The sequence below is a fragment of the Granulosicoccus sp. 3-233 genome, assembly GCF_052681095.1.
This window is the reverse complement of record NZ_JBQYLE010000003.1, coordinates 485,266-497,815: the sequence shown is the minus strand read 5'-3', so window position 1 is coordinate 497,815 and position 12,550 is coordinate 485,266. Positions and strand designations below refer to the sequence as shown.

11 protein-coding genes are annotated in these 12,550 nt (G+C 59.1%); 9 read left to right on the top strand and 2 right to left on the bottom strand.

What is annotated here, in order from left to right; all coding sequences use genetic code 11:
- From ACUNV4_RS11525 to ACUNV4_RS11485, 9 genes are all read left to right on the top strand, one after another.
- The coding region (locus ACUNV4_RS11525; RefSeq protein ID WP_430878691.1) for a hypothetical protein at positions 1-361 on the top strand (361 nt) is incomplete at its 5' end.
- 24 nt (positions 362-385) lie between these two features.
- On the top strand, positions 386-2,053 hold the full coding sequence (locus ACUNV4_RS11520; RefSeq protein WP_430878690.1) for a 4Fe-4S binding protein: 1,668 nt from the start codon (positions 386-388) through the stop codon (positions 2,051-2,053).
- A 245-nt stretch (positions 2,054-2,298) separates the two neighbouring features.
- Entirely contained in the window at positions 2,299-2,931 is a 633-nt protein-coding gene (locus tag ACUNV4_RS11515) for a TorD/DmsD family molecular chaperone (RefSeq protein WP_430878689.1), read from the top strand.
- A 59-nt stretch (positions 2,932-2,990) separates the two neighbouring features.
- Positions 2,991-3,212, top strand: coding sequence for a twin-arginine translocation signal domain-containing protein (locus ACUNV4_RS11510; RefSeq protein WP_430878688.1), 222 nt, complete (start codon positions 2,991-2,993; stop codon positions 3,210-3,212).
- 33 nt (positions 3,213-3,245) lie between these two features.
- A complete protein-coding gene (locus tag ACUNV4_RS11505; RefSeq protein WP_430878687.1) occupies positions 3,246-6,161 on the top strand; it encodes a formate dehydrogenase subunit alpha in 2,916 nt (971 codons plus the stop codon).
- A gap of 13 nt (positions 6,162-6,174) precedes the next feature.
- Entirely contained in the window at positions 6,175-6,765 is a 591-nt protein-coding gene (gene fdh3B, locus ACUNV4_RS11500; RefSeq protein WP_430878686.1) for a formate dehydrogenase FDH3 subunit beta, read from the top strand.
- A gap of 5 nt (positions 6,766-6,770) precedes the next feature.
- Complete coding sequence (locus ACUNV4_RS11495) at positions 6,771-7,934, top strand: formate dehydrogenase subunit gamma (protein ID WP_430878685.1); 1,164 nt, start codon at positions 6,771-6,773, stop codon at positions 7,932-7,934.
- A 125-nt stretch (positions 7,935-8,059) separates the two neighbouring features.
- A complete protein-coding gene (locus ACUNV4_RS11490; protein ID WP_430878684.1) occupies positions 8,060-8,611 on the top strand; it encodes a hypothetical protein in 552 nt (183 codons plus the stop codon).
- Between the two features lie 12 nt (positions 8,612-8,623).
- On the top strand, positions 8,624-9,484 hold the full coding sequence (locus ACUNV4_RS11485) for an ankyrin repeat domain-containing protein (protein ID WP_430878683.1): 861 nt from the start codon (positions 8,624-8,626) through the stop codon (positions 9,482-9,484).
- Here ACUNV4_RS11485 and ACUNV4_RS11480 read toward each other — a convergent pair.
- On the bottom strand, positions 9,462-11,771 hold the full coding sequence (locus tag ACUNV4_RS11480; protein WP_430878682.1) for a cyclic nucleotide-binding domain-containing protein: 2,310 nt from the start codon (positions 11,769-11,771) through the stop codon (positions 9,462-9,464). The two genes, ACUNV4_RS11485 and ACUNV4_RS11480, sit on opposite strands and share 23 nt — an antisense overlap.
- Positions 11,768-12,478, bottom strand: coding sequence for a hypothetical protein (locus ACUNV4_RS11475; protein WP_430878681.1), 711 nt, complete (start codon positions 12,476-12,478; stop codon positions 11,768-11,770). Before ACUNV4_RS11475 ends, ACUNV4_RS11480 begins: the two co-directional genes overlap by 4 nt.
- Between the last annotated feature and the right edge of the window lie 72 nt (positions 12,479-12,550).

Below are 12,550 nucleotides of genomic sequence, written 5' to 3'. Positions count from 1 at the left end.
ACAAGCCGAACAAGCCGAACAAGCCGAACAAGCCGAACAAGCCGAACAAGCCGAACAAGCCGAACAAGCCGAACAAGCTGATCAGTCCGAGTGCGATGATGTTGCAGCGGCTGAAGGAGACAGCGATCGGACAGACGTCACTGGGACCACAGCGGAAGACTGCCCCAATCCCGAGGAGAGCGAGCGCTCCGGAGCAGGCGAGCCGATCATTGAATCGGCTGTGGGTCGTGAGCAGCCGGCACTGGCAGCCGACACGTCTACCGCGCCTGACGGTGATGCAGGAAAGACAGCAACACATGGGCCGAATGGTTCGGCCGATGACGACAAGCGCACCCGGAACCAGGACCTTACCGCCGGATGACAGACAGCCCGGAGAAGCAGAAGAATGAGTGAAGAGCAGCGCCCGATAGCCGTGATCAGTGATCTGTCGCAGGTGGTGGAACAGCAACAACTGGGCGAGGCAACCTCGCAAGTGCAATATGTATCGCAGGGCCACTGTCTGGTCATCGGTGATGTGGACACTGCACTGGAGGCCGGTCGGTATTTCCCGAACAGTCACTACACGATCGTCAGTGTGAATCCGGATGCTGTTCGTATCGACAAGCAGCTGACGGACGAGGGAGTCGCCGTGTTCACGGTGCCATCGCTCTCACTCTCTGGCCATCTGGGGGCCTGGCGAGCACAGGTGTCCGTTCTGGATGGCGAAATGTTCGATCTCGCCGTGTCCGTGTATCGGGAAAGCGGCTTTTTCGATCTGGTTCTCGACCTGTCTGCCGAACCACTGATGCCGATGCGTCTGGTGCCGTTCGGCTACGTGCATCTGGGCAATCCCGATGCCGCCTCCCTGGAGGACGCAGTGGCGGCACTGTCTGAATTGACCGGTGAGTTCGACAAGCCGAGATACTTCCACTACGAGGCCGACATCTGCGCCCACAGCCGTAGTGAACTCGATGGCTGCAATCAGTGTATCGATGTCTGTGCCACCGATGCCATTCGCTCCGATGGTGAACGAATCAGTGTTGATCCCTTTCTGTGTCAGGGTTGTGGAAGCTGTGCCACGGTATGCCCCAGTGGCGCCATGAGCTACGCCTTTCCCCGGCCTGTCGACGCGGTGGATCGAACCCGCAGAAGTCTGCAGAATGAAGGGGCCAGCATCATCGTGCTGCATACCGAAGCGGAAGAGGAGCGAATCGAGCAGATGAATCTGCCCGATGATGTGCTGGCTCTTCTCGTGGAAGAGGTCAGTGCCTTTGGCCCGGACTACTGGCTGGCGATGCTGGCGGGCCCGGCCCGGCACATCTGTCTGGTGATGGATGTACCGGCCGATGATCCCGGACGCCTGGCCATTGAAACTCAGCTGCGCTGGGTTGGCGTTCTGATGTCCGATCTGGGCGTGCCCGAATTGCCCGTGACGCTGCTGGCCCCCGAAAAACTGGAAGCCTGGCTACGGCGCATCATGGCCGGTACTGATGGATCCACGTTACTGGGAGGGATCGATCCACAGTGGTTCGACACGCACAATGACAAGCGGCAGACGCTGCGCCTGGCGCTGGATGCCTTGTCGGAGCAGTTGCTGCCGGCTGAACCGAGAACAGCCCTGCCCAAGGGGGCGCCTTTCGGGCAGATCAAGGTCGATACAGACGCCTGTACTCTGTGCATGGCCTGTGTCTCCACCTGTCCTGCCAGAGCCTTGCAGGACGGGCAGGATACGCCGGCGCTGCGCTTTGTCGAGGCCAACTGTCTGCAATGTGGTCTGTGCGAGTCTGCCTGTCCCGAATCGGCAATCACGCTCAAGGCCCGCTACACCTGGGACAGTGTGCAGGCACGCAGGATCGAAACACTGCATGAGGAGAAGCCGTTCCACTGTGCTCGCTGCCATACACCATTCACCACGCAGAGCATGATCGATACGATGACGGAAAAGCTGGCCGGCCACTGGATGTTCCAGAACGAAAAGGCCGTTCGCCGTCTGAAATTGTGCGGTGACTGTCGCGTGCGGGACATGTTCGAAGAGGACGCTGCCGGCATTCGCACGCACAAGGACAATGGCTGAACGCTGTCCCCGTTCAGGTGTACAGACCGATTGATGAGACGCCCCGGAGCCCATTTCCCGGGGGTGCGGCTCACGGCTTGGCCGGCTGCGCCCGGCATTGGTGCACGATTGAGACATTTTGGACCGCCGTCTGGTACGACGACGGAATTTTCCGCTTTCCTCAGACCCCAGCGGATCGCACGTGACTTTAATGAAAGCCCTTGAGCTCGCCACAGCGCTGGTCGAGACTATACGGAATGAATGTGATGACCAGTGATACTCCGCAATTCCCCGTCAAGAGCGAGGAAGAATTCCTGCGTGATCAGGAGCAAGCCGTGCGGGCGGCGGTCTACGAGCTGCTGGCCAGTCTGCTGGCTCGGCAACCCGATGCGGATGTGTTGCAACGATTGCGTCAGATCGGTGAAGTCGATTCCAGCGAGGGACGCATTGCCATGGGCTGGGAACTCATGAAGCAGGCGGCATTGAAGACCGACCTGGAGTCGGTTCATGATGAATATTTCGCATTGCTGCTCGGGGTGGGGCGCGGCGAACTGGTGCCGTTCGGATCCTGGTACATGACCGGATTCCTGATGGAGAAGCCGGTTGCCGTATTGCGCGCAGACTTGCAGCGTCTGGGCATCGAGCGGCAGGACGGCGTGGCCGAATCGGAAGATCACATTGCGGCATTGTGCGATGCCATGGCCCTGATCATCAGGAACCCTGACGAAATCTCCCTGGATGTGCAACAGGCTTTCTTCAACGATCATCTGGCACCCTGGGTCGGACAATTCTTCGACGACATGCAGAACGCCAGTTCCGCCCATTTCTACCGCTCGGTCGGCTTTTTCGGCGAGAGCTTCTTCGACTTCGAACGGCAACTGCTGGACATGCAGAGCTGATGCCGTCACCTGACAACTTCCAGAGCTCCCCAGAGAGTTCTCCAGTGAGGATGAAAACCATGACTGACGAGAAAAAACCCGGATTCATCAACGCCAGACGCCGCGGATTTCTGCAGGGAGCGGCTGTCGCCAGCGGTGCGGTGGCCAGTGGAGCAGCCTCTGCCGCCAGCAACATCGGTGATGTTGTCGAGGCCAGCGACGTCGTTGACACTGCCTCTGGCAAGAAAGGCTACGAGCGCACCGAGCACGTCAACCGCTATTACTCACGTGCCCGTTTCTAGCAGCCGGCCTACTGAAATTCCAAGGAGAAATCCATGAAACTCAAGCGCAAGATTGCCGGACAGAGCCCGGATCACGGTTCTGCACTGCCGGCCGGAGTCACCGGCAAGGTCAAGGGCCTGCTGGGCAGCTCCATCAATCGTCGTACCTTTCTCAAGAACTCCGGTCTCACAGCCGGTGGCGCCGCATTGGCTGTGGGCGCAGGTCCCAGCATGCTGAAGAAGGCACATGCGGCCGAGACGCACGCCAGGGCCGGTGTCGAGACCACGCAGGTGCGTTCGGTCTGTACGCACTGCTCGGTCGGCTGTGGTGTGATCGCGGAAATCCAGAACGGCGTGTGGACGGGGCAGGAACCCGATTTCGACTCGCCCATCAACATGGGGGCCCACTGTGCCAAGGGGGCATCGGTGCGCGAACACGGTCATGGTGAACGTCGCCTGAAGTACCCGATGAAACTGGTGGGTGGCAAGTGGACCCGCGTTTCCTGGGATGAGGCGATCAATGAGATCGGTGATCAGATGCTGAAGATTCGTGAAGAATCCACATCCGATTCCGTGTACTGGCTCGGTTCTGCCAAATACAGTAACGAACAGGCGTATCTGTTCCGCAAGTTCGCCGCGCTGTGGGGCTCCAACAATGTCGACCACCAGGCGCGTATCTGTCACTCCACGACGGTGGCAGGTGTGGCCAATACCTGGGGTTACGGTGCGATGACCAACTCCTACAACGACATGCAGAAGTCCAAGGCGATGTTCTTCATCGGCTCCAACGCTGCCGAGGCGCACCCGGTAGCCATGCAGCACATTCTCAAGGCGAAGGAAAACGGATCCAAACTCATCGTTGTCGATCCTCGCTTCACCCGTACCGCGGCGCATTCCGATCAGTTCATCCAGATGCGACCCGGCACCGATGTACCGGTCATCTGGGGCATCCTGTGGCATATCTTCGAAAACGGCTGGGAAGACAAGGAGTACATTCGTCAGCGCGTCTATGGCATGGATGACATTCGTACCGAAGTGGCCAAGTGGACTCCCGAGGAAACCGAACGCGTCACCGGTATCCCTGAAGCGCAGTTGAAGCAGGCTGCACAGACCATGGCCGAGAATCGACCCGGCACCATCGTCTGGTGTATGGGTGGCACGCAGCACACCATCGGCAACAACAACACTCGCGCGTATTGCGTACTGCAACTGGCACTGGGCAACATCGGTGTCTCGGGTGGCGGCGCAAACATCTTCCGCGGTCACGACAATGTGCAGGGCGCTACCGACATGGGCGTGCTGTCGCATACCTTGCCCGGATACTACGGTCTGGCGGAAGGTGCCTGGAAGCACTGGGCAGGCGTCTGGGATGTGGACTACGAATGGGTCAAGTCCCGGTTTGACCAGAATGCCTACGAAAAGAGTGGCGACAAGGATGTGCAGCCCATGTACACCGCCGGCATGCCGGTATCGCGCTGGATCGACGGTGTGCTGGAAGACAAGGAAAACATCGCCCAGAAAGACAATATCCGCGCCATGGTTCTGTGGGGACATGCACCGAACTCGCAGACCCGCGGCCCCGAGATGAAGGCTGCGATGGAAAAGCTGGAACTGCTGGTGGTCATCGATCCATACCCCACGCATACGGCCGTTCTGCCTGATCGCCAGGATGGTATGTATCTGCTGCCGGCTGCCACCCAGTTCGAAACCTATGGTTCGGTCACCGCATCCAACCGGTCACTGCAATGGCGTGATCGCATCATCGAACCCCTGTTCGAGTCTCTGCCCGATCACACCATCATGTACAAGTTCGCCGCCAAGCTGGGCTTTGCCGAAGAGTTGACCAAACATATCGAGGTGAACGGCGAAGAGCCACTGGTCGAGGACATCACGCGCGAGTTCAACCGGGGTCTCTGGACCATCGGTTACACGGGACAGAGTCCGGAGCGCATCAAGGCACATATGGAACATCGGGGTACCTTCGACGAACTCACCCTGCAAGCCAAGGGTGGCCCTCTGGACGGGGAATACTATGGCATGCCATGGCCTTGCTGGGGAACGGCCGAAATGGGACATCCCGGTACCCCCAATCTGTACGATCCGAGCAAGCCGGTTGCCGAAGGTGGCCTGAATTTTCGTGCCCGATTTGGGGTCGAACGCGACGGTGTCAACCTGCTGGCCGAGGATTCCTGGTCTGCCGGTGCCGAGATCGAAGACGGATATCCGGAGTTTTCCGCCGACATGCTGAAGACTCTCGGCTGGTGGGATGATCTGAGCGAGGAAGAGAAAACGGCGGCAGAAGGCAAGAACTGGAAGACCGATCTGTCCGGAGGCATTCAGCGTGTGGCCATCGCTCATGGCTGTGCACCGTTCGGTAACGCCAAGGCCCGGGCCAATGTCTGGACCTTTCCGGATCCGGTCCCTGTTCATCGTGAACCGCTCTATACGGCTCGTCGCGATCTGGTGGACGACTATCCGACGTATGAAGACAGGAAGTCGCATTACCGCCTGCCAACACGCTATGGGTCCATCCAGGCCGAAGACTATTCTCAGGAGTTTCCACTGATCCATACCAGTGGTCGCCTGGTGGAATACGAGGGTGGTGGTGAGGAGACTCGCTCCAATCCATGGCTGGCTGAACTGCAGCAGGACATGTTCGTCGAGATCAATACGGCTGATGCCAATGACATCGAGATCAAGGATGGCCAGATGGTGTGGCTTGAAAGTCCGGAAGGCGGCAAGATCCACGTCAAGGCGATGATCACGGAGCGTGTTGCACGCGGTGTGGTCTTCACACCATTCCACTTCGGTGGTGTGTACGAAGGCAAGGACCTGATCGACAAGTACCCTGAAGGCTCGGCGCCGTACGTGCGTGGTGAATCCAACAATACCGCCATGACCTACGGCTACGATTCCGTGACCCAGATGCAGGAAACCAAGTGTTCCCTGTGCAAGATAACCGCAGCCTGAGGAGGATACGACCATGGCAAGAATGAAATTTCTGTGCGACGCCGAGCGTTGTATCGAGTGCAACGGCTGTGTGACGGCGTGCAAGAACGAGCACGAAGTGCCCTGGGGGGTGAATCGTCGGCGAGTGGTCACACTGGATGACGGTTTACCGGGAGAGAAGTCGATTTCGGTCGCCTGCATGCACTGCACCGACGCGCCATGCCAGGCGGTCTGTCCGGTGGATTGCTTCAACACCACGGACGATGGCATCGTGCTGCATGACAAGAGTCTGTGCATCGGTTGCGGCTACTGTTTCTACGCCTGTCCCTTCGGCGCACCACAGTACCCGCAACAATCCTCATTCGGCGCTCGCGGCAAGATGGACAAATGTACCTTCTGCGCCGGTGGACCGGACGAGGCCGATCTGTCCGATGCCGAATACGAGAAATATGGTCGTAATCGCATTGCTGAAGGCAAGTTGCCGCTGTGCGCCGAGATGTGCTCAACCCGAGCCCTGATTGCCGGAGATGGTGACGAGGTGGCGGATATCTATCGTGAGCGAGTCCTGCGTCGCGGTGGACGTCCACAGACCTGGGGCTGGGAAACCGCCTACACAGAGGGGTGAGTCTGATGCAGACGGATCACATGACGGACGCATCGGCCGAACCGCCGCTGCGGCAGAAGATGAGCGCTGCAAGGAAACGCAGGATTGCAACCCTGAGCCTGCTGGCCATCGTGTTCATGGCCTTCCTGTTGCCACTGGGCAGTTACGGCTTGCACTTTCTGGGTAGTGAGGCCATTGCTCAGGAGGCCGGCTCCACCGTCAATCCGCGTTCCAATTACTGGCGGGCGGTACGCGAGGGGGTGTCCGGTTATACCGCGGTATCCGGACAGGAGACCGGTGTACTGATAGCCGCAGGAGGCACCGAATGGCAGGCGCTGCGTGACGGACCGGTTGCCACGTATGCGCCATGGGGGATCGTGGTCATGCTGGTCATCGTGGCGCTGTATCACATGATTCACGGGCGCAACAAGCTGGATGAGCCGCGCTCGGGTCGCAAGGTCAAGCGCTGGAGCTGGTTCAGTCGCCTGGTGCACTGGATAACGGCAGTCTCCTTCATTACGCTGGCGATTACCGGCTTGAGCATGCTGATCGGCAAGACGGTACTGATTCCGTTGCTGGGCAAGCAGGGCTTTGCATTGTGGGCGCAGACCTCCATCACCATCCACAATGTGGTCGGACCGGTCTTCTCGGTGGGCATCGTGTTGATGATCGTGCTGTGGATCTGGCACAACTTCCCCAACGCCACCGATGTTCAGTGGATGAAACAGGGTGGTGGTGTGATCGGCAAGGGTCACCCTTCCGCTGGTCGCATGAATGCCGGTGAGAAGATCTGGTTCTGGGTGGTGACATTCGTCGGTCTGGCCGTCAGTGTTACCGGGCTGATCATGGTCGCCCCCGTCTACGGTATCGCCATTCCGGAATGGGCCAGTTTTCTGCCATTGGTGGAAGGGTCCCGAGCACAGATGCAGCAGGCCAATCTGGTGCATGCCGTCTTGTCCCTGGGTTGGGCCGCCATGGCCGTCGGTCATATCTATATCGGAACGGCTGGCACCGAAGGCGCTCTGGAAGGCATGACGACCGGTTATGTATCCACCGAATGGGCGAAGCAGCACCACGACCTGTGGTATGAAAAGCTCGAAGCCGAAGGCAAGGTCATCGAGCCTGGCGAGACGAAGAGTGCGAACTCGGGTGTTGTGGCGGGCAGCGCGGGTGCAACCGCTGGCCATTGATGCAGGGTGTTCCACACGGTTGACCGGCAAGACAAACTCTTGCCGGTCAACCGGCAGACCATTCTGCTAACATTTCATCGTCCGGCAGTTTCTGCCCGGTGCCCTTGTCCTGGTCAGTCCTGTCAATGTCTGCAGCCCAACTCCCCGAAGAACGATTTCCCGATGATGTGATGGTGTTGTTGCACAACGCCAACATCACGGTCAGCTGTGTCCCGGTGCAATTGGACAACGGCCAGTGGCAGGCAGCCATTTTCTTCGTGTTACCGGCTGACGCCCCCTGTCTGAAGACCGGTCGTTTGCTCGGAGGCCCCTACACGGTAGAACTGGATGCCGATCTGCATGAACACGAAAAAGGCACATTGATAGAAATCGGTCTGGAAATCATCACACCGATAGAGGCCAGTCGCGGCACGATGTTGTTCATTACCGGGCACAGTCCTTCGCATTTCGAGAGCATCAAGCTGATCAGTCAGCAGGATCAGCTGCCACTGTTCATCGGCGACGAATATTGCCGCGTTCTCTACAAGCAGAACATTCCGGTCAGCAAGGCCATGCAGAGTGGTTTCCGGCAACTGCTCGATGAAGCCGTGGCTCGGGACGCCGTGATTCGGCTGACGGGTCACTACGACCCGGATCGGGTATTCACCGATGTGCTGGCGTCACTGCAACTCGCCTGATCCGGTTGGCCCATGCGAAACCTGCTGATCGGGCTGTTACCCTCGCTGTTGTTGGCCCTTGCGGGTTCCGGCATCGTGCTGGGGGATGACCGCAGACCCTTCTCGCAGACACCTTCCGACATTCCACCAGAGTCCACAGCAACTCATTCGCTTGACAGGCAGAGAGGCTCTGATACCGCCACTGCTGTGTCGGACCCGGGTGCTCAGGTGAGGCAGCAGTGGGTCAGTGCCATCGGCAATGATCGCATTGCCACCTTGCGACAGTTGCTTGCCCGATACGAACCTCGTCAACTGCTGACTCTGACGGCCAGCAATGGCAAGAACGCGTTGATGGTCGCCAGCAAGAAAGGCGATCTGGCTCTGGTGAAGTCGCTGATTGACGCAGGTGCCGATATCGATGAACGCACGCAAACCAATGGCACCGCATTCATGTTTGCCGTTCTGGGCAATCGTCGGCAAGTTGCCGAGTGGTTGCTGGACAGAGGTGCTGACATCCAGGTGATCGGCTCCAATGGCTGGACGGCCTTGACGCTGGCGGCCGCGAAGGGCTACACGGATCTGGTGCAGTGGCTGATAGACAACGGGGCGCAGACGCAGATCCGGGATGTGTATCGCTTTACGCCCTTCATGCGTGCGGTGGAAAACGGTCAGGACTCGGTGGCAAGACTGTTGGCAAAGCTGCCGGATACCGATGTCAATGCGCAGGACGAATACGACAACACCGCATTGCATCATGCGGTATCGGGTAACGACATGGCCATGGTCAGGCTGCTGTTGCAGCACGGAGCCGACCCGCAGCTGACCAATCGCAACGGCGCCACGCCGATCATGCTGGCCGAGGGCAAACCGGCTATGCGACGCCTTTTTCCCTAGCTGGCGAGCCTTCGTCAAGTTCCGACACAGGGCAGAGGGTATCCTCGGCACTCTCGGGACACAGACCATGACGGGCGAAGACCTTGCGCGCTTCCTGATAGCCCAACTCACTGATCTGCGCGTATGACTTGAAATCCAGCAGCGAAATGGCGCGCACATTGGGCTCCACCAGCACTTCCAGAGAGTTTCTGGCCTCGTTCAGGCGTTCGATGCTCTTGATGTCGGTGGCTCGCAGCAGGGTTTCGGCAATGCGGGGTATGCGAATGCTCTCTGCCCAGGGGTTGAGGCGTGACAGCAGCACCTGCCAGCCGGACAGGCTGGTGCCGAAGTCGTAGTAATTGAACTGTTCGGGAATCTGGCTGACATTGACGCCGATGATGTTGGAACGTCCGCCCAGGCGCTTCTGCATGATGTCGACCGGGAAGGTATTGAGCACGGCACCATCGATCAGCAGGTCGCCATCACTTGTCGGTACCGGGGAGAACACGCCGGGAAGGGAAATCGTGCTGCGCACGACCTTCCACAGAGGACCGCTTTCATGGATCACTTCGCGTCCGTCTGCCAGGTTGGAGGAAATGCAGAAGAATGGAATCCAGAGATCCTCGATACGGGTACTGCGATAGACCTCACGACAGAAGCGTGTCAGCTTGGCTGATTTCATCAGAGATGCCAGAGGCAGGGTGTAGTCGAACAGGGCCTGCTTGTTGGCGAAGGAGGCGGACAGGGAGTGCACATTCTCGTAATCACGCCCCATGGCCATCGCAGCACCCAGCAAGCCGCCCATGCTGGAGCCGCCGATGTAATCGACACAGACCGATTGTTCTTCGATCAGACGCTGGACCCCCAGATGAGCGTAGCCTCGAGCCCCCCCGCCACTGAAGACGACACCACGAGCCTTGTGCGTCAGGCGCCGTGCCAGTCGGGAAAGATGGGCGGGATCGTTGATGCGAACATGGTAGAACGCGTCGAGGGCTCGCTTCTCCAGCCAGCGGGCCGTTCCCTGCGGCGAGCGGGTATTGCTTGAATGCAGCAATACCAGGTCGATGCGCGGCCGAATGCGTGATTGACTGAACAGGGCTTCTAGCTGGCGCTCCTGCTGTCGTATGTCGGTTGCGTTGTCCGGGTCGGCATTGGCCAGCAGCAGAATGCGATCGGCTCGATTGATGCAGCGCTGGGTCCAGGAATTCCATTCTCGATCGGCAACATATACCAGGGAATCGACACGGTTCTCCTTGTCATCCAGCCATTCGGCTATGGCTGAATTGAAGATGTTGTCGAAGCTGGTCTGCGAGGCACCGGTACGGCCATAGAGGGTGTCGAAACTGCGAGAATTGAGGGTCAGGGTCTCGCCCAGATCTCGCAGGGCATTCTTCAGCTGGTGCACGAAGCGACGCAGCGGCAGTCTCGAATCCAGCGGCAGGACCAGAAAGGTGCGGTCGGTTGACGCATCCTTGCTGCGCTGACTATTGGCGAAATTGCGGCGCACGATCAGGCGAGACAGGCGCAGCAGCATCTCGGGCCGATTGGCGATCAGCGTATCGAATGCGCTTCGAGCCAATGCGGCGACGGTGCATTCGCGCGCTGCCGTCACCGTGGCGGTGCGATTGGAATCGGCCAGCAAGGCCAGTTCGCCAACGGTTTCCGAGGCCTGAACCTCGGCAACCCGAGATACCATGCCTTCGGCGTTGGTGGACTCGACCAGCAGCTTTCCGGATAGGATGACAAACAGGGCATCCGGCGCATCGCCTTCGTGAAACAACACCTGCCCACTGTGGTAATGCCGAATCTCGGTCTGCTCGAGCAACTGGTCCATGGTGGCATTGCTCATGTCACCGAACAGTTCGAGAAACGCTCGTGCCAGGGTCACGCGCCGTGACAGGCGAGCTGCGACATCATAGACATGCGCCAGGATGCCAGAGTCGATATTGGTCAACTGATCAAACGCAAATCGCGGAAACTGCGCAATCCGTGTCTTCCTGATGGCGATGGCCGTGGCGAGATGTTCGCCGCCATTGAGTACGGCGAAGTCGCCGGCGGTTTCCCCCTTGCGCCGGGCCTGCAGGTAGAAGGTCTCGGTGGATGAATCGTTGCAGGGCATGTACAGCCCCAGCTCTCCATCGACCACTACATACAGATTCTGGCTCTCACTCCCTGCCGAGAAGAGGGTTTCTCCCTCGGCCAGGTCAGTGAACGATATCAGGGGGATCAGACGATCCCACAGAGCGGCATCGATACTCTGGAGCAACGGCAGTTTCTTGAGCTGCCGAATGGCTCGCGCATTGTTCAACAGAGCACCTGCTGCACCGAGAACTCGTCCGCCGGAACTGCCACGACACGTTCACCGGAGCGAGTACGCACATCGGTAACACCGTATTCCATGGCGAGCCGGAAGCCGAATTTTTCCAGAAAGCGTTCGTACTGATCCGGGCCCAGGCTTCCCGTTGCGGACAATCTTCCCTGAGCATCGACCTGCAGTTCGATGGCTGCCAGAGGTGCCGGTGCGGGGCCGCTCAGCACTTCGCCACCGGCCGCAGGATCATACACACTGCGTTCCGAGCAGCAGCTGATGAGCCCGTCACGCGTGTGGGCGATGCCTTGCCTGTCATGGAAAGTGACCGTTTCGGGGCGATAGGCGATGTGACTGATGGGCTTGGCCGGATGTGACATCTTGTGGCTGCAGATGGCCGAAAAAGCCACGACCGACTGGTCGCTGTCCACGCCACCGGGCCAGGAGCCGCGGGCCGGCGACGATCGCCCGAGGCGCATCAGAAAGCAGGGTGTCGTACGGTAGGGGTAGCCGAAGATATAGGCCTGGCCTGTCTTCAGAGAGTCCAGCGTCACCTCGCTCTCATCCTGATAGATCAAGCGGCTGCTCGGATAGAGCGTCCGTTGAGGGCCGGCATTCGCTTGCGCGTCAGCCTGTGCATTGGCATGTGCAGTAGCAGCGCCTGCCAGCAAGGCGCTGCACAGGGAGTTGAATTGGCGTCTGTCCATATTCACAGAGTATAGAGCCAGCATTGCAAAACCGGCAAAGTGATGTGCTCCTGCTCCTGCTCCTGCTCCTGC

Bases quoted from the DNA above. Each gene is read 5' to 3' on its own strand.
- ACUNV4_RS11520 (WP_430878690.1), top strand. From the start codon at position 386: ATGAGTGAAGAGCAGCGCCCGATAGCCGTGATCAGTGATCTGTCGCAG.
- ACUNV4_RS11515 (WP_430878689.1), top strand. From the start codon at position 2,299: ATGACCAGTGATACTCCGCAATTCCCCGTCAAGAGCGAGGAAGAATTC.
- ACUNV4_RS11510 (WP_430878688.1), top strand. From the start codon at position 2,991: ATGACTGACGAGAAAAAACCCGGATTCATCAACGCCAGACGCCGCGGA.
- ACUNV4_RS11505 (WP_430878687.1), top strand. From the start codon at position 3,246: ATGAAACTCAAGCGCAAGATTGCCGGACAGAGCCCGGATCACGGTTCT.
- fdh3B (WP_430878686.1), top strand. From the start codon at position 6,175: ATGGCAAGAATGAAATTTCTGTGCGACGCCGAGCGTTGTATCGAGTGC.
- ACUNV4_RS11495 (WP_430878685.1), top strand. From the start codon at position 6,771: ATGCAGACGGATCACATGACGGACGCATCGGCCGAACCGCCGCTGCGG.
- ACUNV4_RS11490 (WP_430878684.1), top strand. From the start codon at position 8,060: ATGTCTGCAGCCCAACTCCCCGAAGAACGATTTCCCGATGATGTGATG.
- ACUNV4_RS11485 (WP_430878683.1), top strand. From the start codon at position 8,624: ATGCGAAACCTGCTGATCGGGCTGTTACCCTCGCTGTTGTTGGCCCTT.
- ACUNV4_RS11475 (WP_430878681.1), bottom strand. From the start codon at position 12,478: ATGGACAGACGCCAATTCAACTCCCTGTGCAGCGCCTTGCTGGCAGGC.